The following is a 25,646-nucleotide window of genomic DNA, read 5'->3' on the forward strand; positions in this document are numbered from 1 at the left end:
GGGAATCGCGATGAAGAAGAGGTCAGCAACGGACGTGCTGCCCGCCGAGGGAGGGCTGGGCAACGAGCCGCTGCTCACTGTCGACAACCTGCACGTGGAGTTCCACACCAGGGCGGGCATCGTCAGGGCGGTCAACGGCGTCAGCTACTCGCTGAGCGCCGGCGAGACGCTCGCCGTCCTCGGCGAGTCGGGCTCGGGCAAGTCCGTGACCGCTCAGGCGATCATGGGCATCCTCGACATGCCGCCCGCGGTGATCCCCAAGGGGGAGATCCGCTTCCACGGCACCGACCTGCTCACGCTCTCGGAGGAGGGCAGGACCCAGGTCCGCGGCGAGCGGATCGCGATGATCTTCCAGGACGCGCTCTCCGCGCTCAACCCGGTCTTCAGCGTGGGCTGGCAGATCAGCGAGATGTTCAGGGTGCACAGGGGGATGAGCAAGCGCGACGGCATGAAGAAGGCCGTCGAGCTGATGGACAAGGTCCGCATCCCCGCGGCGCGGCAGCGCGTCAACGACTACCCGCACCAGTTCTCCGGCGGCATGCGCCAGCGCATCATGATCGCGATGTCGATCGCGCTGGACCCCGAGGTGCTGATCGCCGACGAGCCGACCACCGCGCTCGACGTGACCGTGCAGGCGCAGATCATGGAGCTCCTGGCGGAGCTCCAGCGCGAGAGCAACATGGGCCTGATCCTGATCACTCACGACCTCGGCGTGGTCGCCGACGTCGCCGACAAGATCTCGGTCATGTACGCGGGGCGCATCGTCGAGAACGCCCCGGTGCACGACATCTACAAGGCCCCCGCGCACCCGTACTCCAAGGGCCTGCTGGACTCGATCCCCAGGGTCGACCACAAGGGCCAGGAGCTCTACGCGATCAAGGGCCTGCCGCCCAACCTGCTCGACATGCCGACCGGCTGCGCCTTCCATCCCCGGTGTCCCTACCGGCAGGACAACTGCGTGACCGACGTCCCCCCGCTCTACGAGATCAGCGGCGTGCGCGGCAGCGCCTGCCACTACTGGAGGGAGGTCCTCGATGGCAGCCGCGGCTGACCGCATCCTCGAGGTCCGCGACCTGGTCAAGCACTTCCCCCTGACGAGTGGCGTCGTGCTCAAGCGGCAGATCGGCGCGATCAAGGCCGTCGACGGCGTCTCCTTCGACCTGAACAGGGGCGAGACCCTGGGCATCGTCGGCGAGTCCGGGTGCGGCAAGTCGACGCTGGCCAAGCTGCTGATGGCGCTGGAGCGGCCGACCTCGGGCTCGGTCAAGGTCAACGGGCGCGAGATCGCCAACGCCAGGGGCGGCGAGCTCAAGCGGATGCGCCGCAACATCCAGATGGTGATGCAGGATCCCTACACCTCGCTGAACCCCAGGATGACCGTCGGCGACATCGTCGGCGAGCCGTACGACATCCACACGGAGGTCGCGCCGAAGGGTGACCGTCGCAAGAAGGTGCAGGAGCTGCTGGAGGTGGTCGGCCTCAACCCCGACCACATCAACCGCTACCCGCACCAGTTCTCCGGCGGTCAGCGTCAGCGCATCGGCATCGCCAGGGGCCTGGCGCTCCAGCCCGAGGTCATCGTCTGCGACGAGCCCGTCTCGGCGCTGGACGTGTCGATCCAGGCACAGGTCATCAACCTGCTGGAGCGGCTGCAGCGCGAGTTCAGCCTGGCCTACATCTTCATCGCCCACGACCTGTCGGTGGTGCGCCACATCTCCGACCGGGTGGGCGTGATGTACCTGGGCAAGTTCGTCGAGCTCGGCAAGGACGCAGAGATCTACGACAGGCCCGCCCATCCCTACACCCAGGCGCTGCTGTCGGCCGTGCCCGTGCCCGACCCCGAGGGGCGCGAGCAGCGTGAGCGGATCATCCTGCAGGGTGACCCGCCCTCGCCCGCCAACCCGCCGTCGGGCTGCCGCTTCCGCACCAGGTGCTGGAAGGCGCAGGAGATCTGCGCCGAGCAGGAGCCGCTGCTGCAGATCAGGCCGGGCACGGCGCACGCGAGCGCGTGCCACTTCGCCGAGACGCACGACGTGGTGCACGTCAACTGAGTGAAAAGGGTGAGCCCTCGCCGGCGAGGGCTCACCCTTTCAGCGCACGGCGACGATCCCTTTCAGCGCACGGCGACGATCCCTTTCAGCGCACGGCGACGATCGCCGAGCCGTGGCCGAACAGGCCCTGGTTGACCGCGATGGCGGCCAGGGCGCCCTCGACCTGGCGGGCGCCGGCCTCTCCGCGCAGCTGCCAGGTCAGCTCGCACACCTGGGCGATGGCCTGGGCGGGGATCGCCTCGCCGAAGGAGGCCAGACCGCCGGAGGGATTCACCGGGATCCTGCCGCCGAGCGCGGTGTCGCCGGCCCTGAGCAGCTTGTCGGCCTCGCCCGTGGCGCACAGGCCGAGATCCTCCATCCAGTCCAGCTCCAGCGCCGTGGACAGGTCGTACACCTCGGCGAAGGACAGCTCCTCGGGCCCCAGGCCCGCCTCCTCGTACGCCGCCAGCGCCAGGGCCGTGCGGAAGGGGACGCTCTCCCGCACGGGCGGGTCGGTGGCGAAGTCGGGCAGGTCGAGAACGGTCTTGGGATAGGTCGGGGTGACCGTGGAGATCGCGGCGAGCGTGACGGGGGAGCGGACGCCCAGCCTGCGCGCGTAGGCGGCGGAGGCGAGTACCACCGCCGCGCCGCCGTCGGAGGTGGCGCAGATGTCCATGAGCCTCAGCGGATCGGCGACCATCGGTGAGGCGAGCACCTGCTCGACGGTGACGGGCGTGCGGTAGCGGGCGTTGGGGTTCAGCGCTCCCGCCAGCGCGTTCTTGACCTTGACGGCGGCGAAGTCGGCGGGTGTCGAGCCGTACAGGGCCATCCGCCTGCGGGCGTAGAGCGCGAAGTAGGCCGGGTTCGTGGCGCCGAGGAGGCGGAAGCGCAGCCAGTCGGGATCGTCCGGCCTGTCTCCTCCGACGGGGGTGAAGAAGCCCTTGGGGGTGGAGTCGGCGCCGACCACCAGGGCGACGTCGCACAGGCCTGCGAGGATCCTGGCGCGGGCCAGGTCCACGGCCTGGGCGCCTGAGGCGCACGCCGCGTAGCAGGAGGCGACGCGGGCGCCCGACCAGCCGAGCGCGCGGGCGTAGGTCGCGCCCGCGACGAAGCCGGGGTAGCCGTTCCTGATGGTGTCGGCGCCCACCACGAACTGCACGTCGGACCAGGCGACGCCGGCGTCGGCGAGCGCGGCCCTGGCGGCGGCCACGCCGTACTCCTGGAAGGGCCTGCCCTGCTTGCCCCACGGGTGCATGCCCGCGCCGATCACGACCACGCTCATCGCGGCGGCCCCCACATCCACACGCTCGGCCCGTCGGCGAGCGTGCCCTGTGTCAGTTCCAGCTCCATGCCGACCCGCAGGTCCTCGACGGCCAGGCCCTTGACCTGGCCGAGCACCACGATGCGCTCGCGTTCCAGCTCCACGGCCGCCAGCGTCACCGGCACGTACGGCTCGGCGGACACGAACGGCGCGGGCGGCGGATAGCAGGCGTTGGTGTAGGACCACACGGTGCCGCGTCTGGACAGCCGCTCCTCCACGAGCTCCTCGCCCTCGCAGCGCGGATCGCGGCAGAAGCCGTGGTGCGGAGGGAAGAAGACGGCCTGGCATGAGGTGCAGCGGGTGCCGAGCAGGTGGGTGCCGTCGAACCAGCCGGGGATCATAGAAGGCAGTATCACACAAGCGCTTGCTAGGTTCCTAGCGTCGTCCGCGCCCGCCGAGGACCACGACCCTGGCGGCCATCGCCGTCGCGAGCGCGAGCAGGGCGCTGATCACGACGGCCCTGGAGTCGGGGGCGGCCGTCGCAGGGCCGCCGCCGAAGTAGGGGGCCAGGCGCCGATTCTCGGCTGGTGAGCGGCTGGCCAGGCGTTCGGCGGCGTCGAGGGCCAGGGCCGCGTTCACGACCCCGTGCCCGTATGACCTGCTGTGCCCCTTCCTGCCCGCGCTGGCCTCGATCGCCCGGCGTACCTGTAAGGGGGTCAGGCCGGGCTGGGCGGACCTGATGAGCGCGGCGATGCCCGCCACCATCGCGGCGGCCGAGCTGGTGCCGTCGCCGATCACGTAGGAGTCGGAGCCGTCGGCGCTGACGATCTGGCTGCCCGGCGCGACCACCGACAGGTACTCCCTGCGGTTGGAGAAGCCGGCCACCTTCAGCTTCCTGTCCACGGCGCCGACCGCGATCACGCCTGGGTAGGCGGCGGGGAAGTTCTTCTTGTTGGGTCCGTCGCCGTCGTTGCCCGCCGAGGCGACCAGGACCGCGCCGGCCGCCAGGGCGTACTGCACCGCCTCCTCCTCGTCCGCCGAGCCCTCCCACGTGCCGCTCCCGCCGCCGAGCGACATGCTGATCACCTTGGCGCCGTGGTCGACGGCGTAGCGGATCCCCCTGGCCAGGGAGTCGCGTCCGCGGGCCCTCGTGCGCTGCTGCTCGCGACGCGGGTCGTCGTTCTCCAGCGTGACGCGCACCGACAGCACGGTGGACTCGGGAGCGATGCCGATGACCCCCTCCGCCCTGTCCTCGCCGTGCCCGCGACCGGCGATCAGACTGGCCATCGCCGTGCCGTGGTGCCCCCAGCGGTCCCTGCCCGTCTGCCCTGTGAGGTCGGGGCCCTTGACGACGGCGCCGGCGAGGTCGGGGTGGCGGGCGTCGACACCGGTGTCGAGCACCGCCACCGTCACGCCCCTGCCCTTGCTGACCTGCCACGCCTTGGCCATGTCGAGCGGCGCGAGCTGCCACTGCCGTTCGCGGGCGGTGGCGGCCACGTCGTCGGCCGCGGTGGGCGCGCTCGTGACGAGCAGCAGGACCGCCAGCAGCCCCGTGAACACCGTCCTCATCCGGTGAGCCGCCGATGGAGCGCCCTGGCGAGCTGCTCGGCCACGCCGCGCAGGCGTGGCGTGGCGGCCATGCCCCTGGTGTACGGCCTGCCGTCGCTGTAGCCGGCGGCGGTGAGCACGACGTAGCGATCTCGCCCGCTCTCCCTCGCGCCGGTGATGTACTGGCGCTGCCCGAACAGCTCGGCGGGGCCGCCCTGGACGGGGTAGGGCCGCACGGTGGCGGGCCTCGGGTCCGGCCTCCGCCCGGCGGGCGGCGCGCTCGGCCCCGCGGGTGGCGGGCCGGTGAGGACGGCGATGCCCGCCGTGGCGACGAAGGTCTGGGTGCTCTCGGTGTAGGTGGCGCGCAGGGCGGTCACGCAGCCGGGCAGGCGGGCGCCGTCCTGGAAGGCGGCGCACGGGGACTCGGGGGCGATGCCGACCAGCACGTAGGTGGTGCGGGCGCCTGAGGGGGTGGTGCCCGGCAGCTGGGCGGGGAAGATCTCGGCGGCGGGCCACAGGCGCCAGCGGTCGGACACGGCCGGCTCGGCCGGTGGCCAGAGCATGGTCATGATGGGGATCAGAGCGATGGACAGTCGGATCACGTCGACCTCGAAGGGAGGGGGAGAGGGACGCATTCGCGGTGCATTCTGGCACGCGACCGATGATTCAATCCGACGGTTCGGTAAACAGTCCGATACGCGGAGTAGTCGCCACTTTCACCCCTTCAACCACATCCACCCCCTTTGTCCCCTCGTTCACCGGAGGTCAGGGGAGGCGGACCTTGGCGGCAGCAGGCTTTGTCCCGCGCCCGCGCCCGAGGGTCAGGGAAGGGCGGAGAGGCGGACCCGGGGGGCAGGCTTCGCCACGCCCGTGCAGGGTCAGGGGAGGGCGGAGAGGCGGACGTGGGCGCCGGGCGGCAGGCCGAGTCGCTGGGCGGCGTCGCCCGAGTTCACGGCCAGCGCGATGAGGCCGGCCGAGTCGGTGAAGGCCACCAGGTCACCGGGAGGCACCGCGGAGAACGACTCGCGGAAGGGCAGGGCGAGCTGCCTGCGCCCGAGCCGCACTCCCACCGTGTCGCCCACGCGGACGCCGAGCGCGGCGAGGTCGCCGGCGGGGATGGACAGCTGGGTGTTGCCGTAGCGGTCCACCGAGACGACCTCGCCCTCCACCGCCCCCTCACGCAGGTGCGAGGTGGGCGAGGGCAGGGAGACCAGGCGCTCCAGTGACATCTCCGGCCCGACCTCGGCCAGCTTGCGCCCCATGCACAGGTGCGCGGCCACGGGCGAGAACACGTCGCGGCCGTGGAAGGTCGGCGAGACGGGGCTGAGGAACAGCTCGGTGTTGGTTATCTCGTAGGCGGCCAAGGCGCCCCCGCTGGCCCCGATCGCCCAGGAGAGCAGGCCGTTGTCGGGCCCGATGAAGATCCGGTCGCCGGCCTCGACCGCCACCGCGCGGCGGGCGCCTCCCGTGCCAGGGTCCACGATCCCGACATGGACGCCCGCGGGCAGGTAGGGAATGGTCTGCGCGAGAATCGCCGCACCCCTGCGCACATCGCCCGACGGCACCAGATGGCACACGTCGATCACGCGGGCCTGTGGCGCGATCCTGGCCATCACTCCGTGACAGGCCGCCACGTATCCGTCTTCGAGGCCGTAATCGGTGAGAAGGGAGATGACAGGGCTCACACTTGGCGACTGTACGTCTCCGCAACCGTCGTGAACACCCGCACTTGGGAGATTACGATGGGCCACGGGCCGCGCTGACCGAGGAGGAGACCATGGACACTGCACCGGTAAGCGGTGACAGTGCTGCCCAGGAACCGCCGCGCAAGCCCCTGTCCGAGCGCGACCTCCAGCTCCTCGCCTTCGAGCGCCAGTGGTGGCGTCACGCGGGCGCCAAGGAGCACGCCATCCGCGAGACCTTCGGGTTCTCCGCCACCCGCTACTACCAGTTGCTGGGTGATCTCATCGACAGGCCGGAGGCGATGGAGCACGACCCGATGCTGGTCAAACGCCTGCGCAGGCTGCGGGCGAGCAGGCAGAAGGAACGTGCGGCCCGCAGACTGGGCATGCGCCCCTGACTGCCTGGGTACGGCAGGCGCGTGATGAACAATCCAGCAATTCACGCCATGGTGCGCGATCCTGGCGGCGCGGTGATCGGGCTCGACTTCGACGGCACGCTCGCGCCGATCGTTCCCGATCCCGACGACGCCAGGATCCACCCCGCCGCCCCCGGTGTGCTCGCCGAGCTGGGCAGCCTGGTGAAGGCCGTGGTCATCGTGACGGGCAGGCCCGCGGCCACCGCGATCAGGTACGGCCCAGGCCTGGAGAAGGTCCCTGGCCTGGTGGTGCTCGGCCACTACGGCTTCGAGCGGTGGGAGGGCGGGAGAGCGAGCGCGCCCCCGCCGCCCCCCGGCGTCCTGCACGCGGAGGCCGCGCTGCCGCTCCTGCTGCAGCGGCTCGGCGTGGAGGGCGTGACGATCGAGGACAAGCAGCGGGCGGTGGCGGTGCACACCAGGCGCGCCCCCGACCCCCAGGGAACCCTTGAACGGCTGCGCGAGCCACTGGCGAAGCTGGCGGCCGCGCACTCCCTGGTCGTGGAGCCGGGCAGGATGGTCCTCGAGCTGAGGCCGCCCGGCATGGACAAGGGCCACGCGCTCGACCTGTTCCTGGCCGAGCGCGCGGCTCGCTCGGTGATGTTCGTGGGTGACGACCTGGGCGACCTGCCGGCCTTCGCGGCGGTGCGGGCCTCGGGGCTGCCCGGTGTGGCCGTGTGCAGCGGCTCTGCGGAGGTGACCGAGCTGGCCGCGCGCGCCGACCTGGTCGTCGACGGGCCCGACGGGGTCGTCGCGCTGCTGGCCGAGCTGGCCGCGGCCATCAGCGATTCGTCTGCAAGCGGGGCGCGCTAGCCTCGCGCGCATGTTGATGACGCTGGCCGTCACGGCCTCGCTCGTGCTGTCAGGCACCCCCTCCGCCGCCGAGCCGGTCTCCTTCCGCGGCGCCACGATCCAGGTCCCCTCCTCGTGGAAGGTCAGGAAGACCGACTGGGGAGCCCTCCACGTGCTCACCGGGGGCTGCGGCCGCCGCGCCATGGAGTGCAGGGGGTTCTGGCTGCTCGGCCCCTCGGGCATCAAGCACGCCTCGGAGAACAACCCGTTCAGGGTCGACCAGCCGTACCACCCGAGCAGCGGCGTGATGCCGTGCACGCACGACAAGCGCTACTACTCCTCTCCCATGCCGGCCAAGCCGAGCGTCTCGGGGCTGCGGCAGGTCGGCAGCGGACACAAGGCCTACTACCGGCAGTGGAAGGTCACCTGTCACACCGAGCGGGGCAGGCCGACGAAGATCTCCTATCCGCAGCGGATCTGGTACCTGCCGTCGTCGAAGATCCTCGTCGTCGACGAGTGGGACACCCCGGGCCTCGGGGCGATGCTCAGGCGCGCGTCCTGGCGCTGAGCACGCCGCCGACCGCCACCGCGACCAGCGCGGGGACGATGAGGAAGGCGGTGTGCGTGCCGAAGCCGTCGGCCAGCGCGCCGAGCGCGAACGGCCCCGCGCCCATCGCCATGCCCGCCCAGACGGGCGAGGCGGCCGCGGCGAGGTCGGGGCGGTCGCCCGACGCGGCGATCACCCCGGCCATCGCCAGGGGGAAGTGCATGGAGGCGCCGAGCCCGCAGATCACCAGCCCCGCGTAGGCCACGAGTGGCTGCGTGCTCAGCCAGAACAGCAGCCAGCCCGCCGCCGTCACCCCCAGCGCGCCCACCAGCACTCTGGCGGGCGACACGCGCAGCGCCAGCCGCGCGCCCGCGAACCTGCCGATCGCGAGCCCGCCGATGAAGGCGGTCAGCCCGGTGGCCGCGGTCGCGGCGCTGAGCCCCGTACGGCCCGCCAGCAGTTCGGCGCCGAACAGGTTGAAGCAGAACTCGATCGCCACGCAGCACGACAGCACCCCGCAGGCCACGTGGAAGCGCCAGTCCGGCCTGCCCGTGACTCTGGCAGGGACCGCGGGCCCTTCGCCCAGCCTGGTCCTGCCCACCGTGACGATCAGCAGTGCGGTGAGGGCGGGGGTGAACAGCAGGGCGGCCCGCCAGCCGAGCGCCGACTGGGCGGCGAGGCTGAGCAGGAAGGTGGAGGCCACGCCCACGACGACGGCGATCGCGTTGGCCTCGCTGATCGCGGCGGGGCCCGCGGGTCCGTGGTGGTCGCTGAGCGCGGCCATCGCGGTGTAGAGCATGACCGAGCCGAACCCTCCGGCCAGCGCGAAGCCCAGGAGCGTGAAGGGGAGCGAGGCGGACAGCATGACGAGCGTGACGCCGGCGTTCATCCCCGCCAGGCCGATCCAGATGACCAGGCGCCTGCCGTACGCGCGGGTGAGGAAGGGGAGGGCCAGGCCCGCGACGATGGTGGCGGCGGCCATGGCGGTGCCGTGCAGGGCGCCGACGGCGGCCGAGACCCCCAGGTCGACGCGGAGCAGGGGGAGCGCGGCGCTGAGACCGTAGACGAAGGTCGCGAACACGCTCATCTGGAGGTAGATGAACCAGGTGACGGTGTCTCTGGATAACGTCCTAGATGCTGGCAAGCTGCTCGCCGAGCCATCGCTGCGGGGGCAGCGCGGTGGCGGCGGCCTTGAGCCTCGCGCCGCGCCTCATCCGCTCCTCTTCCGGCATCTCCAGGCCCGTGAGCAGGGCGCGCGCCGTCTCGCAGACGTCGTAGGGGTTGACCACGAGCGCGTCGGCGCCGAGTTCGGCGGCCGCGCCCGCCTCGCGCGAGAGGACCAGCGCGCAGCGCGGCGACAGGATCGGGCCCTCCTTGGCGACCAGGTTCATGCCGTCGCGGATGGGGTTGACCAGCAGCACGTCGGCCAGGCGGTAGGCGGCGAGCGAGCGCGGATAGTCGTCGTTGACGTTGAGGATCAGCGGGTCCCAGTCCTCGGTGGCGTACTCGTCCTCGATCTCCTTGGCGCAGCGCTGCACGGCCGCGGTGTACTCCCGGTACTCGGGCAGGTCGTGCCGCGAGGGGTAGGCGAAGGCCAGGTGCACCACGCGCCCGTGCCACTCGGGGTGCGCGGCGAGGAACTCCCTGTAGGCCAGCAGGCCGCGGACGATGTTCTTCGACAGCTCGGTGCGGTCGATGCGGACGATCAGCTTGCGGTCGCCCACCTGCTCCCTGAGCGCGGCCATGTGCGACTCGACGTCGGGTTCGCAGGCCCTCTTCCACAGCTTCTCGCCGTCGACCCCGAGCCCGTGGACGCCGATGCGCGTGATGCGCCCCTCGTGGGAGACCGTCCTGCCGGAGACCTTGGCGTTCAGCAGGCTCTCGCAGCAGTCCATGAACGCGCGGGCCCATCGCTCGGTCAGGAACCCGGCGTGGTCGGCGCCCAGGATGCCCTCGAGCACCTCTCTCGCGACCTCGTCGGGCAGCAGGGAGAAGTACTCGGGAGGCGCCCACGGGGTGTGGCTGAAGTGCGCGATACGCAGGTCGGGACGCTCGGCACGGAGCATCGCGGGAGTGAGCGTCAGATGGTAGTCCTGCACCATCACCCTGGCGCCGTGGCCGGCCTCCTCCGCCAGCGCCAGCGCGAAGGCGCCGTTGTAGTCGCGGTAGGACTCCCACTCCTTCTCGAACCTGGAGCCGAAGTGGGGCGCGTTCGGGATGTCGTAGAGGAGGTGGTTGACGAACCAGAGCGTGGAGTTGGCCACCGCGTTGTAGGCGCGGTGGAAGGTGGCGGGCGGGATGTCCAGCATGCGCAACTTGCCGGTGTCGTAGCCGGCGTGGTCGAGGCGGCCACCGGGAGCCAGCCGTACGGCACTGCGGTCGCCGTCGGACAGCGCGGCGCAGACCCAGAGCACGCCTTCCTCTCTGGCCACCCCTGAGAGCCCTGAGACCAGGCCTCCCCCGCCGCGTTTCATGGTCAGCTCGCCGCCGTCGGAGACAGTGAAGGAGACCGGACCCCTGTTGGAGGCCACCAGGACGCTGTTCATGTGAACAACCATGACGCCCGACCATAGGATCTCGCTATGGCCCTAGATGAGCTAACCGAGGAACTGGCCCGCTCCGCGGCGGGCGGCGACCATCGCGCGCTTGGCGAGCTCCTGAAGCGCATCGAGCCCGACGTGCTGCGCCACTGCGCGCGCATCCTCCCCTACCACCAGGACGCCGAGGAGGCGTGCCAGGACACCCTGCTCGCGGTGGCCCGCAACATCGGCCGCTTCGAGGGCAGGGCCAGGTTCAGCACCTGGCTGCACATCGTCACCGCCAACTGCGCGCGCACCACCTACCGGTCGCTGAAGCGCAGGGCCGCCGAGCAGACCTCGGAGGAGCTGCCCGTCCAGAAGCCCGACGTACGGCGGGTCAGCGTCATCGCCGGTTCGCGGCTCGACCTGCTCGACGCCATGGAGGCGCTGGAGGCCGACAAGCCCGACCTGGCCCAGGCGCTGGTGCTGCGCGACATCGTCCAGCTCGACTACAACGAGGTCGCCGAGCAGCTCGGCATCCCGCTCGGCACCGCCAAGTCGCGCATCCACCAGGCGCGCAAGTACGTGCAGGCCGCGCTCGGTGATACTTATCGTCTCAGCTAGCGAGACGGTAGCCCGTGTCGCGAGCGTGGCCGGGTATGGTGATTGCCATAACTGAATATTGCTCATCCAGAGGGGTGGAGGGACCGGCCCTGCGAAGCCCCGGCAACCCTCCCGGACTGAACTCGTGAAGTGACGAGGCCGGCCGGGACAGGTGCCAATTCCGGTCTGTGGCCAAGGTGGTCGCAGACGAAGATGAGGGAAGGCCTCGCTTCATGTCGCTTGATTTCGGTCCTGCCGTCGCTCTGTCCTGCCGCGAGTGCGGCACCCGCTACGACCTGGGCCCGAGCTTCGCCTGCCTGGAGTGTTTCGGGCCACTCGAAGTGGCCTACTCCTTCGGATCCGTCACCCGTGAGGACATCGCGGCGGGTCCCGCGAACATCTGGCGTTACCGCTCGCTGCTGCCCGTCCCCACGGACGTGACCTCCAAGCAGAACATGAACCCTGGCTGGACGAAGCTTGTCAAGGCCGACAACCTGGGCAAGGTCCTCGGCCTGCGCGACCTGCACGTCAAGGACGACTCGGGCAACCCCACCCACTCCTTCAAGGACAGGGTGGTGGCCATCGCCGTCGAGGCGGCGCGCAACTTCGGCTTCCACACCCTTTCGTGCTCCTCCACCGGCAACCTGGCCGGAGCGGTGACCGCAGCGGCGGCCCGCGCGGGGCTCGACGCGTGCGTGTTCATCCCCGCCGACCTCGAGCAGGCGAAGATCGCCATGGCCAGGGTCTTCGGCGGCAAGCTGATCGGCATCGACGGCACCTACGACGAGGTCAACCGCTTCTGCTCCGAGCTCATCGGCGACCCGCTCGGCGACAAGTGGGGGTTCGTCAACGTCAACCTGCGGCCTTACTACGCCGAGGGGTCGAAGACGCTGGCCTACGAGATCGCCGAGCAGCTCGGCTGGGAGCTGCCCGACCAGATCATCATCCCGGTGGCCTCCGGCTCGCAGCTCACGAAGATCGACAAGGGCTTCAAGGAGCTGATCTCGCTCGGGCTCGTCGAGGACAAGCCCTACAAGATCTTCGCGGCGCAGGCGGCGGGGTGCTCGCCGGTCTCCACGGCCTTCAAGGCGGGGCACGACGTGGTCCAGCCGGTCAAGCCGAACACCATCGCCAAGTCGCTGGCCATCGGCAACCCCGCCGACGGGCCCTACGTGCTCGACATCGCCCGCCGTACGGGCGGGGCGGTGGAGGACGTCACCGACACCGAGGTGGTGTCGGCGATCAAGCTGCTCGCCTCGACCGAGGGCATCTTCGCGGAGACCGCGGGCGGGGTGACGGTCGGTGTGCTGAAGAAGCTCGTCGAGAGCGGGCGGCTCGACCCGTCGCTCACGACCGTGGTCCTCAACACCGGCGACGGGCTCAAGACGCTCGACGCCATCGCGGACGACGCCGCTCCCACGGCTGTGATCCGGCCGTCCCTCGACGCGTTCCGCGCGGCTGTCTGAAAGGAAAGGTACAAGTCATGAGCGTTTCGGTGCGGATTCCCACCATTCTGCGCACGTACACCGGCGGTAACGCGGAGGTGAGTGGCGAGGGCGACACTCTTCGTGAGGTGCTGCAGAAGCTCGATGCCGACTATCCCGGTATCGGTGCGCGAATTTTGGATGAATCGGGCAAGATTCGCCGTTTTGTTAACGTTTATGTGGGAGAAGAGGACGTCCGTTTTGTAGGCGGACTCGACAGCGCCACTCCGGCGGGAGCGCAGATCTCCATCATCCCGGCCGTGGCCGGCGGCTGACGCTTTCCTTGCCGACGACGCCCGTGGGGGGTTATGCCCCTCGCGGGCGTTTTTGGTGTTCAGGCCGTCACGAAAGTGGAATGTTTAACTACCTTTTTCGTGACGGGAAGAATGCCCGCTCGATTGACTCTGTTGTCCTACGGGTTTGCACAGGTATGGTCGAGGGCGATCGTCCGGCTGATTTCCCCATAAGTCATGCCGGTCGCGGATCTCGCGAGTGGAATGGGCGAGGTCCGGAGCCCAGTAAGAGGAGTCGGAAGTGGCGCAGGGCACCGTCAAGTGGTTCAACGCGGACAAGGGCTACGGCTTCATCGCGGTAGACGGTGGTAAAGATGTGTTCGTCCATTACTCAGCGATCATGATGGATGGCTACCGGTCGCTCGAACAGGGCCAGCGCGTCGAGTTCGAGATCACCCAGGGCCAGAAGGGTCCCCAGGCGGAGGCGGTCAGGGCGGTCTGACGCCCCACGTCGCCGGTATGCGCGGGCAGCTCACACGGCAACGCAGTCCGTGCGGATCTGCCACGTCCTGTACGTCGACTCAGCAGGCCCGATCCGCGTCAGCCGGTCGGGCCTGTGGCCATAGTCTGGGGCATGACCTGGGCATGTGTGTCGCTGGCTTGCACTCGACAGGGTAGAGTGCTAAACAGTTCGTTGGCACTCTCGTTGTGAGAGTGCCAGACACCGGGATCGAGACGATGGGGTCCGCCGAATGGAGTCGGACCCATGCCGTCGCGGGCGTCGGCTCGGTCCGCTGAAAGCCACCCTGCATCTGGGAGGTCTAGCCTTATGGCAGCCAAGATGATCGCGTTTGACGAGGACGCCCGGCGCGGTCTCGAGCGCGGTATGAACCAGCTCGCCGACGCCGTCAAGGTGACCCTCGGCCCCAAGGGCCGTAACGTCGTGCTGGAAAAGAAGTGGGGCGCTCCCACGATCACCAACGATGGTGTATCCATCGCCAAGGAGATCGAGCTCGAGGACCCGTGGGAGAAGATCGGCGCTGAGCTGGTCAAGGAAGTCGCCAAGAAGACGGACGACGTCGCGGGTGACGGCACCACCACCGCCACCGTGCTCGCCCAGGCGCTGGTCCGTGAGGGCCTCCGCAACGTCGCCGCCGGCGCCAACCCGATGTCCCTGAAGAAGGGCATCGAGGCGGCTGTCGAGCGCGTCAGCGAGGAGCTCTCCAAGCTGGCCAAGGACGTGGAGACCAAGGAGCAGATCGCTTCGACGGCCTCCATCTCCGCCGGTGACGTCGAGATCGGCAACCTCATCGCCGAGGCGATGGACAAGGTTGGCAAGGAAGGCGTCATCACCGTCGAGGAGAGCAACGCTTTCGGCCTCGAGCTCGAGCTCACCGAGGGCATGCGCTTCGACAAGGGTTACAACTCCGGTTACTTCGTGACCGACCCCGAGCGTATGGAAGCTGTCCTTGAGGACCCCTACATCCTCATCGTCAACTCCAAGGTCTCGGCCAACAAGGACCTGCTGCCCCTGCTCGACAAGGTCGTGCAGGCCGGCAAGCCGCTGCTGATCATCGCTGAGGACGTCGAGGGCGAGGCTCTGGCCACCCTGGTCGTCAACAAGATCCGCGGCCTGTTCCGCTCCGTGGCCGTCAAGGCTCCGGGCTTCGGTGACCGTCGCAAGGCCATGCTGGGTGACATCGCGACCCTGACCGGTGGTCAGGTCATCGCCGAGGAGGTCGGTCTCAAGCTCGAGTCCGCCACCCTCGACCTGCTGGGCCGCGCGCGCAAGGTCGTCGTCACCAAGGACGAGACCACCATCGTCGACGGCGCCGGTGACGCCGAGCAGATCGCGGGCCGGGTCAACGAGATCCGTGCCGAGATCGAGCGCACCGACTCCGACTACGACCGCGAGAAGCTCCAGGAGCGCCTGGCCAAGCTCGCCGGTGGCGTCGCCGTCATCAAGGCGGGTGCCGCGACCGAGGTCGAGCTCAAGGAGCGCAAGCACCGCATCGAGGACGCCGTTCGCAACGCGAAGGCGGCCGTCGAGGAGGGCATCGTCCCCGGCGGTGGCGTGGCGCTGCTGCAGGCCGGCACCAAGGCGTTCGACAAGCTCGAGCTGTCGGGCGACGAGGCCACCGGTGCGGCGATCGTGCGCAAGGCTCTTGAGGAGCCGCTGAAGCAGATCGCGATCAACGCCGGCCTCGAGGGCGGCGTCGTGGTGGAGAAGGTCCGCAACCTGACTCCGGGTGAGGGCCTCAACGCCGCGACCGGCGAGTACGTCAACATGTTCGAGTCGGGCATTCTCGACCCGGCCAAGGTGACGCGCTCCGCGCTGCAGAACGCCGCCTCCATCGCGGCGCTGTTCCTCACCACCGAGGCTGTCATCGCCGAGAAGCCGGAGAAGAACCCGGCAGCTCCCGCGGGCATGCCCGGCGGCGGAGACATGGACTTCTAAGTCCGCAACAAAGAGGGCGACCCTTCGGGGTCGCCCTTTTTCGCGCATACCGCAGTATGCTTCTTTTATGGCTGACACGACCCGCATCACGGTCACCCTCCCTGCCGAACAGGTGGCAGAGCTGAAGAAGCTCACCGACAACGTCTCCGGCTACGTGGCTGAGGCGGTCGCTCGTCAGCTCAGGCATCAGTTGCGCGGCGCCGAGTTGCAGCGGTACCAGGAGCAGCACGGCGAGTTTACCGACGAGGAGATGGCGGAGGCCACGGCGCGCATCTTCGGCGCCACGGCCTCCCGTGGTTCGGCGGATGCGTCTTGATCGGCCACATCGAAACGATCGTTCTCGACGCCGAGGGTTTGTCCGCATGGATGGCGCAGGATCGCAAGATCATCGCCATGATGCGGGTGTTCCAGGAGATCGGCAGCGAGTTCGTCGTCAGTGCGAACACCATCGTCGAGGTCAGCCATGCGCGAGTGAACCTTCAGCGACTGCAGTGGGCGCTGTCGCTGGTGAAGGTGGAGCCCGTCACGGAGGCCTCTGCGAAGGCGGCGGCGAAGCTTCTCAAGGCGGCCGGACTGCACGGCCACAAGTACGCCGTCGACGCGTCCGTCGCCGAGGTGGCTCTGCGTCAGCCAGGGCCTGTCGCCATGCTCACATCTGACCTGGATGACATGGCACGGCTGTGCGACGGCAGAGTTCGACTCATCGGCTGCTAGGGAGGGGCTTGACCCAGCGGCCCCACTGGGGCTGGCGGGAGTAGCCTGCGGCCCGCCAGGCGTGGTGGGCGAGCGTGTTGTCGTCGAGCACCATCGCGTCGGCCCTGAACGCGCCGAACGTCGCGAACCGCTCCTCGGCCCGCCGGATGAGCGCCGCGCCGATGCCCCTGCGCCGGTGCCCTGGATGGACGGCCAGGCGGTACAGATGCGCCCGCCAGCCGTCCCAGCCCGCGATCAGCGTGCCGACCAGGTGGCCGTCGTCCTCGGCGAGCAGCAGAGCCTCGGGGTCACGCTCCACCAGCGCCACGACCTTGTCCGCGGAGTCGTGGCGGTCGGTGCCCTCGGCGGCCTCCAGCCAGAACGCCAGGACGGCGGGGATGTCGTCCGCTCCGCCGAACCGTACTTTCACCTCAGACCTGCTCATGCCCCGCGAAGCTACCAGAACAGGGTGGTGAGGGCCCCGGGGTGGGTCCCCGGGGCGCGGACGTCCTTATGCCAGCTGGGCGGGGAGTGGCTTGGCGTGCAGGACGGTCAGGGAGGAGACCGCGCGGGTCAGCACCACGTACAGGCGGGCCAGGCCGCGCGGCTCGGCCGCGACGATGTCGGAGGGTTCGACCACGATGACGTGGTCGTACTCGAGACCCTTGGCCAGGGTGGCGGGGATGACCAGCAGGCGGTGTTCCTCGGTGGAGTCGGGGCCGAGGACGGCGTGCGGAAGGCCGGCGAGCTCCTGGGACACCGTCTCGACGAGGGAGTCGGGGACGATGACGCCGATCGAGCCCTCCCTGGTGAGTGCCTCACGGACCGCTTCGAGGACCTGGCCGTCCTGCCGTACTGACAGGGAGCCGAGGCCGGGACGAAGGGAGCGAGGGGCGGCGAGGTCGGGGGCGATCGAGGGGAGCAGCTGGGCGGCGTAGTCGAGCACCTCGCGGGGGACGCGGAAGCCCAGCGTGAGCTCGGTGACCTCGCCCGCCTCCTGGCCGAGGTGCCGGAGCACGCTCTTCCACGAGCGGGTGGACCACGGGGTGGTGCCCTGGGCGAGGTCGCCGAGGACGGTGGCCGAGCCGTTGCGGCAGCGCCGCCCCAGCGCCCGCAGCTGCATCTCCGACAGGTCCTGCGCCTCGTCCACGACCAGGTGGCCGAGGGAGGGGGTGCGCTCGATCAGGTCGGCCAGCTCGTCGAGCAGGGCGGCGTCTGCCACCGACCACTTGGCGGACTTCCACGAGTGGTGGGGCTTGCTCCAGAGCAGCAGCTCCTGCTCCTCCTGGGACAGGTCCGACCTGGCCGCCGCGGCCAGGAAGTCGGGGTCCGACAGCAGGCGGTGGAGCACCTGGGCGGGGGTCAGCTTGGGCCACACCGACTCGACCAGCTGCTTGACCGGCTTCGACCTGGCCACCGCGTCCTGCACCCTGTCGTCGGGGGAGTCGCCGCGCTGTTCCATCCGTACCAGCACCTGGTGGGCCAGGCGCTGAGCCAGGGCGGCGCGGCCGGGGCCGTACCTGGTGGTGCCGCGCAGCGAGGCGACCATCTCGCGCACCTCGTAGTCGGCCACCCTGAAGCGATGGACGCCCTTGGTGTAGACGAGGCCCTCGGTGGGCTTCACGATGTGCAGCCAGAGCGCCCGCTCCAGCACCTTGGCCATACGGGCGTCGCCCTTGGCGGCCGCCACCTCGGGCCGCTCGGGCGCGTCGTAGGAGCCGAGCAGCTCGGCGACGGTGGTCTGGTCGACCTTGACCTCGCCGAGGGCGGGAAGGACGGAGGAGATGTAGGACAGGAACGCCTTGTTCGGCCCGACGATCATGACGCCGGCGCGGGCCAGCTTCTCGCGGTGGGTGAACAGCAGGTAGGCGGCTCGGTGCAGGCCCACGGCGGTCTTGCCGGTGCCGGGGGCGCCCTGGACGCAGACGGTCTGCGTCAGCGCCGAGCGGACGATCTCGTCCTGGTCGGGCTGGATGGTGGCGACGATGTCGCGCATCGGACCGGTACGGGGGCGCTCGATCTCCTGGGTGAGGATCTTCGAGGGGCCGAGCTCGCCCCCTTCGGCCAGGGGCTCGTCTTCGAAGGCGGTGAGGTCGCCGCCCTGGTAGCCGAAGCGGCGCCGCCGTACGACGCCCATGGGGTCGGAGGGGCTGGCCTGGTAGAAGGCGCGGGAGACGGGGGCGCGCCAGTCGATGACCAGCGCGCGGCTGCCGCCGTCGTGGACGTGGCGGCGGCCGACGTAGATCGTGGCGGGCAGCTCGTCGCCGGCCTCGAGCCTTCCCTCGAGGTCGTCCGCGAGCTCTTCCTCGGTGGCGCGGTCGAGGCGGCCGAAGAACAGCGGGGTGTCGGGGTGGTCGGCGAGCGCGGCCACGCGCTGGTCGAGCAGCGACTGGAGGATCTGCTGCGAGACCCAGTCGCCCGCGGCGTCCGACGACAGCGACTGGGCGTGTTTGCGCATCGCTCTGAGCGCATCGCGGGACTCGGAGAGATGGGCTCGCTCGGCGGCGAGCACATCGGTGGGTATGTCGGGGGCCAACTGGTGTCCGGGCATGCGAAAGCGCCTCCCTATTCGTCGACGGAGGTGGTAAACAAGGCAGCGAATCGACTAGCTTACCGGCGAGGTCGGAGGCTTCCCATTCATTAATGCAGGAGGCAGTGTGAGGATCTCCCCGGTCATCCCGACCGTCGCCAGCCTCCTGCTGGCCGCCCTGTGGGGGCTGTCGGTCTTCGCCGGCTGGGGGCTCGAGGCGTTCTGCACCGACGAGGAGAGCTCGGCCGCGTGCGCGAGGCGCCTCGACACCGTCTCCACGGTCTCGGGGCTGTTCGCGGTCCTGGCGGCCTGCCTCACCGTGGGAGCGTGGCTGTTTCCGCTCCGATTCTGGGCGCTGATGGGGGGCGCGGTGCTGTCATGGCTGGCCGCGGCGGGTGTCCTGTTCTTCGGCGGGATGCTCGCCCAGTGATCGGCCGGGCGGTGGGTACGATGATCGGCGGCGCATCGTCCCAGTAATCGCAGGCCAAAAAGCGAAAAATCGGGGCATGTCCCGTTGATTCGGCGGATCATGGGGGTATGTGGCATCGCGACAGGTGTCGCCGGTAGGGGGTGGTCCAATTGTCGAAGGCCCGCGGAGTTTCGTGGACTTAGTGGTACGGCTCGCGCGAGACCTTCGCGCGAGCCCTTTCATCGGTGGACGTCATCGGCGGTTCACCGGTGGACGTCGACGGCGCCTCACTGGTGGACGTCGTCGGCGTCGATGATCTGGTAGGCGTAGCCCTGCTCGGCGAGGAAGCGCTGGCGATGGGCGGCGAACTCCTGGTCGACCGTGTCGCGGCTGACCACCGTGTAGAAGCGCGCGCCTCCGCCGTCGGCCTTGGGCCGCAGGACGCGCCCCAGCCGCTGCGCCTCCTCCTGGCGGGAGCCGAACGTGCCCGACACCTGGATGGCGACGGCCGCCTCGGGCAGGTCGATGGAGAAGTTGGCGACCTTGGAGACCACCAGGACCTGCAACTCCTTGTCGCGGAAGGCCTGGAAGAGCCTCTCCCGCTCCTTGATGCGGGTCTCGCCCTTGATCACGGGCGCGTTGAGGTGCTCGGCCAGCTCGTCGAGCTGGTCGATGTACTGGCCGATGACCAGCACCTGCTCGCCGAGGTGCCGCCTGACCAGCGCCTCTGTCACGCGCGTCTTGGACGGCGTGGTCGCGGCGAACCTGTAGCGCTCCTCGGACTCGGCCATCGCGTAGGCCAGGCGCTCCTCGTCGGAGAGCGTGACGCGCACCTCGACGCAGTCGGCGGGGGCGATCCAGCCCTGGTTCTCCATCTCCTTCCACGGCGCGTCGTAGCGCTTCGGCCCGATGAGGGAGAACACGTCGCCCTCTCTGCCGTCCTCGCGCACGAGCGTCGCGGTCAGCCCCACCCTGCGACGGGCCTGCAGGTCGGCGGTCATCCTGAAGATGGGCGCGGGCAGCAGGTGCACCTCGTCGTAGACGATCAGACCCCAGTCGCGCGCGTCGAACAGCTCCAGGTGGGCGTAGACGCCCTTCCGCTTGGTCGTCATCACCTGGTAGGTGGCGATGGTGACGGGACGGATCTCCTTCTTGGTGCCGGAGTATTCGCCGATCTCGTCCTCGGTCAGCGAGGTGCGCTTGAGCAGCTCCTGCTTCCACTGGTGGGCGCTCACCGTGTTGGTGACCAGGATCAGCGTGGTGGCCTCGGCCCTGGCCATCGCGGCCGCGCCGACGATGGTCTTGCCCGCGCCGCAGGGCAGCACGACCACGCCGGAGCCGCCGTGCCAGAAGGCGTCGGCGGCCTCCTGCTGGTAGGGGCGCAGCGCCCAGCCGTCCTGCTTGAGCTTGATGACGTGGGCCTCGCCGTCGACGTAGCCCGCGAGGTCTTCGGCGGGCCAGCCCAGCTTGAGCAGCGCCTGCTTGATGTTGCCCCGCTCGCTCGGGTGGACCGCGACGGCGTCGGCGCCGATGCGCTCGCCCAGCATCGGCTGGATCTTCCTCGAGCGCAGGACCTCCTCGAGGACGGCGCGGTCGGTCGAGGCCAGGACCAGGCCGTGCGCGGGGTCCTTCTCCAGGCGCAGCCTGCCGTAGCGCGCCATGGTCTCGGCCACGTCGACCAGCAGCGCGTGCGGCACCGGATAGCGGCTGAACCCGATGAGCGCGTCGACGACCTGCTCGGCGTCATGGCCGGCCGCTCGCGCGTTCCACAGCGCGAGCGGCGTGACGCGATAGGTGTGGACGTGCTCGGGCGCGCGCTCCAGCTCGGCGAAGGGCGCGATCGCCTTGCGACACTCGTCGGCCCGCTCGTGGTCGACCTCGAGCAGCAAGGTCTTGTCGGATTGGACGATCAGCGGGCCGTCGTTCACAGGCTTCCCCCGGGGTTGGTACTGCTACCGCATATCCAACACCCGGCGACCGACAGTTAGTCCAGGTTTCCCGAGACTCCCAGCGCGATGATGACGCCGAAGCCGAGAACGACCAGCGCGACGTTGATGCCGACGCTGATCCAGGTCCACTTCAGCAGGTTGCGTGCCTTCTCGGGGTGCGTGTCGACCTGGCCGAGCGCGATGCCCGACATGATCGCTCCCGCGATGCCGCCAGGGGTGATGTAGCAGCTCAGCGCGAGCACGATGCTGATGACCAGCGCGACGATGGCATGCGTGCGCGGGCCCTGCTGGGGCGGCGGGTAGCCGTAGCCGTAGCCGGGCGGGGGCTGCTGGCCGTACGGCGGGCCGTAGGGCTGCTGCTCACCCGAACCGTGAGGGCCCTGGTTGTACGGCGAGCCGTACGGCATCTGCTGGCCGTAGGGGCTCTGGTCGCCGGAGTTCTCTGGGGTGTAACCGCTGCTCACTGAGTCACCTTTTCGTTTTCTGGCCCGTCAACAGATATCACGAAATCAGGTGACAGTTCGGCACTCCCTAGAGAAGGCGGGCGCGCAGCGCCTTCCTGTCCAGCTTGAGCACGCTGGTCACGGGGATGTGGTCGGTGAAGTGGATCTCCCTCGGATATTTCACTCTGCCGACCCGCTCCCGCGCCCAGGCGATCAGCTCTTCCTCGGTGGCCTCGCCGCCGGGACGCAGTTGGACGAAGGCGACGACCTCCTCGCCGTGCAGAGGGTCGGGACGGCCGACCACCCCTGACATCACGACGTCGGGGTGGGCGTTCAGCGCGTCCTCCACATCGCGAGGGAAGACGTTGAAGCCGCCCCTGATGATCAGGTCCTTCTTCCTGTCCACGACGTAGAGGTAGCCGTCGTCGTCCATGCAGCCGATGTCGCCCGTGCGCAGCTCGCCGTCCACGATGGGGGAGTCGAGCCCGCCCCAGTACCCGAGCATCAGCGAGCGGCCCGCCACGCAGATCTCGCCGATGTCGCCTGCCTCCACCTCCTCGCCCTCGTCGTCCCTGATCGTGATCGTGTAGCCGGGAAGGGGCAGGCCGACGCTGCCGGGCCTGCGCCTGCCAGGAGGGTTGAAGGTGGTGACGGCGCTGGTCTCGGTCAGGCCGTAGCCCTCGAGGATCTGCACGCCAGGCATCCGCCGTTCGAACTCCCTGAGCACGTCGCGGCCCAGCGGGGCCGCGCCGCAGGTGAGATGGCGCAGGTCGGGCAGCGGGGTGTCCTCGAGCGGCTCGGCGAGCAGCATCTGGAGCATGGAGGGGACCACCGTGCCGTACTGCACGCGCTGCTCGGCGGCCAGCGACAGGAAGGCCTTCGGGTCGAACCAGCGCATCAGGACGCCCTGCTGCGGCTCGGGGGCGTGCATGCCCGCGATGGTGACGATCAGGCCATAGGCGTGGGAGAGCGGGACGGGGACGATCGCCCTGGTGACCCCTGGCTGGTAGGCCAGGTCGAAGGCGTCCTTGGCGACCTGCCAGAGACCGCCGTGGCTGAGCATGACGCCCTTCGCCCTGCCGGTGGTTCCGCCGGTGTACATCACCGCGGCCAGGTCGGAGGGGTCCCTGGGCAGCGGGCCGTGCTCGGCCTGCTCCAGCTCGTCGGTGTCCACGAAGACCCTGATCCCCTGGCCCGCGGCCTGGACGGTCTCCAGCAGCTCAGGCGAGGTGACGACCGCGGTGGCGCCGCTGTCGGACAGGATGTGGCGCAGCTCGTCGGCGCCGACCAGGAAGACCACGGGGACCACCACGGCGCCCGAGGCCCAGACGGCCTGGTAGACGACGCCGACGTCGGGGCTCGTGGCCATCATCACGACGACCCTGTCGCCGGGGCCGACGCCCGCCTCGATCAGGCCGCCTGTGACGCGTCTGGCGCGCTGGGCGAGGGTGTGGCTGCGGTGCCACTCTCCTTCGTAGAAGACCGACTCGTGGTCGTCGAACCGGCTCCACGACTCCTCGGCCAGACGGCCGAGCGTTTGTTCCTTCACACTTCTCACGGTGATCCGCACGGGCCTCCGAGTCAACCGCCCAGAGTGATCATCCGTCCGTCACTCGGGGGATCGCGGCCTACGGGAGACCCCGGTGGTCACCCCTCGGTCGTGTCTTCGAGAGCTCCTGGATCGTCGGGACGTGACAGAGGATCAGGAGAGGTTCGAGACGCCGGTGATGCGATGGAGGGCGAAGCGGTGGACGGCCGCGCGGGTCTCGTCGTAGGCCGTGAGGTAGCCGCCCTCCATCCGGGCCGGCTCCAGGATGCGGCTGGTGGCGTTGCCCTGGGAGTCGAGGTAGCCGATCCACACCCGCACCCCCTGCCTGATCGCCTCCTGCAGGGTGGAGATGGTGGCCGTGGCGGGACCGCGGGGCACCGCGCCGTCGGGCGCGTCCACAGGTCCGCGCCGGGCCTCGCCCGCCCGCATGGCCCGTACGGCCGCCGCCACCACGTCGGGGTCGAGCCCGTTGAACGACGACACCGCCCTGGCCACCGGCACGCCCTCGGTCCGCCTGGTGTCGAGCTGGGTGATGATGACGTCCCCGTCGAGTGATTCGGCGACGGGCGCGAACCCCATCGCCCTCAGCGAGTCGACGAGCGAGGCCCTGGAGGTGCGCGAGGCGATGACCGTGGGAGCCAGGCGCCTGAGCCTCAGCGGGACCGCGCGGCGGTCGGCCATGAGCTGGTCGAGCATGGAGGGGTCGTCACTGCGGATGTAGGCGCTGGCCGTACCGACGCGCATCCTGCCGTGCCTGCGCGCCACGTCCGCCACCAGGTACGACAGCGGCTGCGGCACAGGGGTGGCCGAGTGGCGGGCGAGCATGGACAGCAGCTCGTCGGCCCCCTGCCCGGCGTCGAGCGCCCGCCTGATGGAGCCCTCGCCGAACCGGTAGACGGTCGCGCCTCCCGTGGACTCCACGTCGGCGGCGAGCGTCAGCCAGCGCGCCAGGTCGCTGGTGAGCGGTCCCGGCGCGACGGCGGTGAGGTCGGCCTGGAGCAGCACGTGGTCGACGGGCTCGGGAAGCAGGGGAGCGAGGACGGCGGCGGCCTCCTTCGAGCCCGACAGCAGCGCGCGGCCGTGCGCCGACAGCACGCCGAGCCCGGTGAAGCCCAGCTGCTCGGCCTCGCGCAGGGTGAAGTCGGTCAGCTGCTCGCGCAGCGCGCCACGCCGCCTGGGCTGCTCCCAAGCCAGCCGCCGCAGCACGGACTCGCGGGACGGCGCGAGCCCGGGGGCGGTGGCGAGCACGCGCAGCGTCGCCTGCCGTACCTCGGGGGCGGAGGAGCGGCGCAGGTCGGGGTGGAGGGCGTTGAGCAGGCGGTCGCGCTCGTCGCGTTCGCCCACGATGCCGGGCACCCTGTCGGTGTGCAGCCAGGTGACGGCCAGCGTGACCCAGCGCTCCTCCGTGGCCCTGACCCGCCAGCTGTCGTAGCCCGCGGTGGGCAGCCACTCGCCGTCGACGTTGCCGCCCGCGGCGATCAGGCCCGCCGCGTGTGCCACCTCGATGACCAGGGCGGTGGCCCATTCGGGCAGGTCGAGCTGGGTGGCGGTGCGCTTGAGGTCGCGCACCCCGAGGCCGCCCGTGCGCAGCACGCCGGGAGCGTCGAGGCTCCACCTCTCGCACAGCTCCTCGACCGCCCGCGTGAACGTGAACGCCTGGCCCGCCGCCGTCCTGTCGGCGAGGGAGCCGGGACGCTCCGCGCCCTCGAGGGGCGGCGGCACGGGCGACAGGTCGCGGTGCACGCGGCCTTCGCGCAGGTAGAGGCCGACCTCGCGGGGCAGCGCCACGCTGTCTTCTCCGGTGGCCGCGAGCAGCCCCCTGGCGAGCAGCTCCTCGATCGGCGAGCGGGCGGTGGCCAGGCGGACGGCCCTGCGGGCGTTGGGCACGCGGCCGCTCGGCGGCCCCCACGCCAGCTCCTCCAGCGCCTTCCTGGCCGGAGGCGAGACCTCCTCGACCAGCTTGGCGGGCTCGGCGAGCGCGGCGCGCAGCCGCTCCTTGCCGCCGCCCTCGGTGCCGGGGGCGATGTCGTCGGCGATCTCCTCCAGCTGCTCGGGCGGGTGATGCCTGAACACCTCGGTGACGGGAGGGCCGAGCCCCGCGGGGTCGTCGAGCACCTTGCGCACGCCCGGCGCGAGGGCCAGGGCGCCGTCGGGGCCGTAGACCAGGGCGAGGGCGCGCAGGCGCTCCAGCGTGTCGTCGAGGGGGAGGTCGTCCTCTCCTGTCGCCCTGGCGAGCAGGTCGTGGAGGGAGTCTTTGGTGAGCTCATCAGGGTGGACGGCGAGCGTCTCGACCACGGCCAGCGCGAACCTGTCGAGCCGGTCGAGGGCGCGGCCGATCGCCGAGGGGCTGCCTGCCCGCGCGGCCAGCCCTTCGAGGTGGGCGGGGACCGGCGTGATCAGCTCGGGGCGCGCGGACACGAGCGCGCCGAGCTGATCGTCGGTGCGCTCCCTGATCCACTGAGTGAACTCCATCATTGCAATGGTATGTTCCTGCGGATTCGGG

The 25,646-nt window shown here is 70.2% G+C and carries 26 protein-coding genes and 1 riboswitch; of the genes, 13 read left to right on the forward strand and 13 right to left on the reverse strand.

The genetic code is table 11. From position 1 onward, the window contains the following. Positions 1–10 precede the first annotated feature (10 nt). Both ABFX50_RS42005 and ABFX50_RS42010 read left to right on the forward strand, forming a co-directional pair. Positions 11–1,051 carry an ABC transporter ATP-binding protein gene (locus tag ABFX50_RS42005; protein ID WP_346154773.1) on the forward strand — a complete coding sequence of 347 codons (1,041 nt, stop codon included), beginning with the start codon at positions 11–13 and terminating at the stop codon, positions 1,049–1,051. Beyond that, entirely contained in the window at positions 1,035–2,051 is a 1,017-nt protein-coding gene (locus ABFX50_RS42010; protein ID WP_183654525.1) for an ABC transporter ATP-binding protein, read from the forward strand. Before ABFX50_RS42005 ends, ABFX50_RS42010 begins: the two co-directional genes overlap by 17 nt. Positions 2,052–2,136: 85 nt before the next feature. Here ABFX50_RS42010 and ABFX50_RS42015 read toward each other — a convergent pair whose 3' ends face one another. From ABFX50_RS42015 to ABFX50_RS42035, 5 genes are all read right to left on the reverse strand, one after another. Continuing rightward, a complete protein-coding gene (locus tag ABFX50_RS42015) occupies positions 2,137–3,312 on the reverse strand; it encodes a lipid-transfer protein (protein WP_346154774.1) in 1,176 nt (391 codons plus the stop codon). Further along, complete coding sequence (locus ABFX50_RS42020; protein ID WP_346154776.1) at positions 3,309–3,692, reverse strand: Zn-ribbon domain-containing OB-fold protein; 384 nt, start codon at positions 3,690–3,692, stop codon at positions 3,309–3,311. Before ABFX50_RS42020 ends, ABFX50_RS42015 begins: the two co-directional genes overlap by 4 nt. A 34-nt stretch (positions 3,693–3,726) precedes the next feature. Beyond that, positions 3,727–4,860, reverse strand: a complete 1,134-nt coding sequence (locus tag ABFX50_RS42025; RefSeq protein WP_346154778.1) for a S8 family serine peptidase — start codon at positions 4,858–4,860, stop codon at positions 3,727–3,729. Next, complete coding sequence (locus ABFX50_RS42030; protein ID WP_346154779.1) at positions 4,857–5,408, reverse strand: hypothetical protein; 552 nt, start codon at positions 5,406–5,408, stop codon at positions 4,857–4,859. Before ABFX50_RS42030 ends, ABFX50_RS42025 begins: the two co-directional genes overlap by 4 nt. 309 nt (positions 5,409–5,717) lie before the next feature. Beyond that, complete coding sequence (locus ABFX50_RS42035; RefSeq protein WP_183654541.1) at positions 5,718–6,524, reverse strand: SAM-dependent chlorinase/fluorinase; 807 nt, start codon at positions 6,522–6,524, stop codon at positions 5,718–5,720. Positions 6,525–6,616: 92 nt separating this feature from the next. On the opposite strand from ABFX50_RS42035, the gene ABFX50_RS42040 reads away from it, so the two are divergent. From ABFX50_RS42040 to ABFX50_RS42050, 3 genes are read left to right on the forward strand one after another with little or no spacing between them, the layout of a single operon-like run. Beyond that, on the forward strand, positions 6,617–6,919 hold the full coding sequence (locus tag ABFX50_RS42040; RefSeq protein ID WP_183654544.1) for a DUF3263 domain-containing protein: 303 nt from the start codon (positions 6,617–6,619) through the stop codon (positions 6,917–6,919). A 24-nt stretch (positions 6,920–6,943) separates the two neighbouring features. Next, the gene (gene otsB / locus ABFX50_RS42045) at positions 6,944–7,747 is read left to right on the forward strand and encodes a trehalose-phosphatase (protein WP_346154782.1); all 804 of its coding nucleotides are present in this window, start codon (positions 6,944–6,946) and stop codon (positions 7,745–7,747) included. Between the two features lie 10 nt (positions 7,748–7,757). Next, positions 7,758–8,294: a hypothetical protein gene (locus ABFX50_RS42050; RefSeq protein ID WP_346154784.1), complete on the forward strand. Its 537-nt coding sequence runs from the start codon at positions 7,758–7,760 to the stop codon at positions 8,292–8,294. Here the strand turns inward: ABFX50_RS42050 and ABFX50_RS42055 are convergent. Together ABFX50_RS42055 and ABFX50_RS42060 are read right to left on the reverse strand one after the other, a co-directional pair. Next, complete coding sequence (locus ABFX50_RS42055) at positions 8,272–9,360, reverse strand: MFS transporter (RefSeq protein WP_346154786.1); 1,089 nt, start codon at positions 9,358–9,360, stop codon at positions 8,272–8,274. The two genes, ABFX50_RS42050 and ABFX50_RS42055, sit on opposite strands and share 23 nt — an antisense overlap. Positions 9,361–9,403: 43 nt before the next feature. Continuing rightward, positions 9,404–10,819 carry an alpha,alpha-trehalose-phosphate synthase (UDP-forming) gene (locus ABFX50_RS42060; RefSeq protein ID WP_346154788.1) on the reverse strand — a complete coding sequence of 472 codons (1,416 nt, stop codon included), beginning with the start codon at positions 10,817–10,819 and terminating at the stop codon, positions 9,404–9,406. 36 nt (positions 10,820–10,855) lie between these two features. On the opposite strand from ABFX50_RS42060, the gene ABFX50_RS42065 reads away from it, so the two are divergent. From ABFX50_RS42065 to ABFX50_RS42095, 7 genes are all read left to right on the forward strand, one after another. After that, positions 10,856–11,416, forward strand: a complete 561-nt coding sequence (locus tag ABFX50_RS42065) for an RNA polymerase sigma factor (protein WP_183654570.1) — start codon at positions 10,856–10,858, stop codon at positions 11,414–11,416. Positions 11,417–11,475: 59 nt separating this feature from the next. Beyond that, a riboswitch (SAM riboswitch) is annotated at positions 11,476–11,615 on the forward strand. 13 nt (positions 11,616–11,628) lie between these two features. Beyond that, positions 11,629–12,861, forward strand: coding sequence for a threonine synthase (gene thrC / locus ABFX50_RS42070; protein ID WP_346154791.1), 1,233 nt, complete (start codon positions 11,629–11,631; stop codon positions 12,859–12,861). 17 nt (positions 12,862–12,878) lie between these two features. After that, positions 12,879–13,154 carry a MoaD/ThiS family protein gene (locus tag ABFX50_RS42075; RefSeq protein WP_183654576.1) on the forward strand — a complete coding sequence of 92 codons (276 nt, stop codon included), beginning with the start codon at positions 12,879–12,881 and terminating at the stop codon, positions 13,152–13,154. Between the two features lie 259 nt (positions 13,155–13,413). Continuing rightward, positions 13,414–13,614, forward strand: a complete 201-nt coding sequence (locus ABFX50_RS42080) for a cold-shock protein (protein ID WP_173525743.1) — start codon at positions 13,414–13,416, stop codon at positions 13,612–13,614. Positions 13,615–13,941: 327 nt separating this feature from the next. After that, complete coding sequence (gene groL, locus ABFX50_RS42085) at positions 13,942–15,570, forward strand: chaperonin GroEL (protein WP_346128427.1); 1,629 nt, start codon at positions 13,942–13,944, stop codon at positions 15,568–15,570. 67 nt (positions 15,571–15,637) lie between these two features. After that, positions 15,638–15,886 (forward strand): type II toxin-antitoxin system CcdA family antitoxin, encoded by a 249-nt coding sequence (locus ABFX50_RS42090; RefSeq protein WP_346128429.1) that lies wholly within the window; start codon positions 15,638–15,640, stop codon positions 15,884–15,886. Beyond that, positions 15,883–16,284: a PIN domain-containing protein gene (locus ABFX50_RS42095; protein WP_346154794.1), complete on the forward strand. Its 402-nt coding sequence runs from the start codon at positions 15,883–15,885 to the stop codon at positions 16,282–16,284. Before ABFX50_RS42090 ends, ABFX50_RS42095 begins: the two co-directional genes overlap by 4 nt. On the opposite strand, the gene ABFX50_RS42100 is transcribed toward ABFX50_RS42095, so the two are convergent. Next, a complete protein-coding gene (locus ABFX50_RS42100) occupies positions 16,271–16,708 on the reverse strand; it encodes a GNAT family N-acetyltransferase (protein WP_346154796.1) in 438 nt (145 codons plus the stop codon). The two genes, ABFX50_RS42095 and ABFX50_RS42100, sit on opposite strands and share 14 nt — an antisense overlap. Positions 16,709–16,774: 66 nt before the next feature. Next, positions 16,775–18,814, reverse strand: a complete 2,040-nt coding sequence (locus ABFX50_RS42105; protein WP_346154798.1) for a HelD family protein — start codon at positions 18,812–18,814, stop codon at positions 16,775–16,777. 106 nt (positions 18,815–18,920) lie between these two features. Here ABFX50_RS42105 and ABFX50_RS42110 point away from each other — a divergent pair, with 106 nt between their 5' ends. Further along, complete coding sequence (locus tag ABFX50_RS42110) at positions 18,921–19,223, forward strand: hypothetical protein (RefSeq protein WP_346154800.1); 303 nt, start codon at positions 18,921–18,923, stop codon at positions 19,221–19,223. Between the two features lie 266 nt (positions 19,224–19,489). Here the strand turns inward: ABFX50_RS42110 and ABFX50_RS42115 are convergent, their stop codons facing one another. The 4 genes from ABFX50_RS42115 to ABFX50_RS42130 form a co-directional block, all read right to left on the reverse strand. Then, positions 19,490–21,130 (reverse strand): DNA repair helicase XPB, encoded by a 1,641-nt coding sequence (locus ABFX50_RS42115; RefSeq protein ID WP_346154802.1) that lies wholly within the window; start codon positions 21,128–21,130, stop codon positions 19,490–19,492. Between the two features lie 56 nt (positions 21,131–21,186). Continuing rightward, positions 21,187–21,615, reverse strand: coding sequence for a hypothetical protein (locus ABFX50_RS42120; protein WP_346154804.1), 429 nt, complete (start codon positions 21,613–21,615; stop codon positions 21,187–21,189). A 67-nt stretch (positions 21,616–21,682) separates the two neighbouring features. Continuing rightward, the gene (locus ABFX50_RS42125) at positions 21,683–23,143 is read right to left on the reverse strand and encodes a class I adenylate-forming enzyme family protein (RefSeq protein ID WP_346154806.1); all 1,461 of its coding nucleotides are present in this window, start codon (positions 23,141–23,143) and stop codon (positions 21,683–21,685) included. A 153-nt stretch (positions 23,144–23,296) separates the two neighbouring features. Then, positions 23,297–25,615, reverse strand: coding sequence for a helicase-associated domain-containing protein (locus ABFX50_RS42130; protein ID WP_346154808.1), 2,319 nt, complete (start codon positions 25,613–25,615; stop codon positions 23,297–23,299). Between the last annotated feature and the right edge of the window lie 31 nt (positions 25,616–25,646).

Source organism: Nonomuraea recticatena, from assembly GCF_039533245.1.
In the GTDB taxonomy this organism is placed as follows: domain Bacteria; phylum Actinomycetota; class Actinomycetes; order Streptosporangiales; family Streptosporangiaceae; genus Nonomuraea; species Nonomuraea roseola.

What these genes read in the sequence shown, in the direction of transcription:
- ABFX50_RS42105 (WP_346154798.1), bottom strand. Translation starts at nt 18,814, where the DNA reads ATGCCCGGACACCAGTTGGCCCCCGACATACCCACCGATGTGCTCGCC.
- ABFX50_RS42075 (WP_183654576.1), top strand. Translation starts at nt 12,879, where the DNA reads ATGAGCGTTTCGGTGCGGATTCCCACCATTCTGCGCACGTACACCGGC.
- ABFX50_RS42100 (WP_346154796.1), bottom strand. Translation starts at nt 16,708, where the DNA reads ATGAGCAGGTCTGAGGTGAAAGTACGGTTCGGCGGAGCGGACGACATC.
- ABFX50_RS42010 (WP_183654525.1), top strand. Translation starts at nt 1,035, where the DNA reads ATGGCAGCCGCGGCTGACCGCATCCTCGAGGTCCGCGACCTGGTCAAG.
- ABFX50_RS42065 (WP_183654570.1), top strand. Translation starts at nt 10,856, where the DNA reads ATGGCCCTAGATGAGCTAACCGAGGAACTGGCCCGCTCCGCGGCGGGC.
- ABFX50_RS42025 (WP_346154778.1), bottom strand. Translation starts at nt 4,860, where the DNA reads ATGAGGACGGTGTTCACGGGGCTGCTGGCGGTCCTGCTGCTCGTCACG.
- ABFX50_RS42015 (WP_346154774.1), bottom strand. Translation starts at nt 3,312, where the DNA reads ATGAGCGTGGTCGTGATCGGCGCGGGCATGCACCCGTGGGGCAAGCAG.
- ABFX50_RS42090 (WP_346128429.1), top strand. Translation starts at nt 15,638, where the DNA reads ATGGCTGACACGACCCGCATCACGGTCACCCTCCCTGCCGAACAGGTG.
- ABFX50_RS42005 (WP_346154773.1), top strand. Translation starts at nt 11, where the DNA reads ATGAAGAAGAGGTCAGCAACGGACGTGCTGCCCGCCGAGGGAGGGCTG.
- groL (WP_346128427.1), top strand. Translation starts at nt 13,942, where the DNA reads ATGGCAGCCAAGATGATCGCGTTTGACGAGGACGCCCGGCGCGGTCTC.
- ABFX50_RS42040 (WP_183654544.1), top strand. Translation starts at nt 6,617, where the DNA reads ATGGACACTGCACCGGTAAGCGGTGACAGTGCTGCCCAGGAACCGCCG.
- ABFX50_RS42130 (WP_346154808.1), bottom strand. Translation starts at nt 25,615, where the DNA reads ATGGAGTTCACTCAGTGGATCAGGGAGCGCACCGACGATCAGCTCGGC.
- thrC (WP_346154791.1), top strand. Translation starts at nt 11,629, where the DNA reads ATGTCGCTTGATTTCGGTCCTGCCGTCGCTCTGTCCTGCCGCGAGTGC.
- otsB (WP_346154782.1), top strand. Translation starts at nt 6,944, where the DNA reads ATGAACAATCCAGCAATTCACGCCATGGTGCGCGATCCTGGCGGCGCG.
- ABFX50_RS42020 (WP_346154776.1), bottom strand. Translation starts at nt 3,692, where the DNA reads ATGATCCCCGGCTGGTTCGACGGCACCCACCTGCTCGGCACCCGCTGC.
- ABFX50_RS42030 (WP_346154779.1), bottom strand. Translation starts at nt 5,408, where the DNA reads ATGACCATGCTCTGGCCACCGGCCGAGCCGGCCGTGTCCGACCGCTGG.
- ABFX50_RS42060 (WP_346154788.1), bottom strand. Translation starts at nt 10,819, where the DNA reads ATGAACAGCGTCCTGGTGGCCTCCAACAGGGGTCCGGTCTCCTTCACT.
- ABFX50_RS42055 (WP_346154786.1), bottom strand. Translation starts at nt 9,360, where the DNA reads ATGAGCGTGTTCGCGACCTTCGTCTACGGTCTCAGCGCCGCGCTCCCC.
- ABFX50_RS42050 (WP_346154784.1), top strand. Translation starts at nt 7,758, where the DNA reads ATGTTGATGACGCTGGCCGTCACGGCCTCGCTCGTGCTGTCAGGCACC.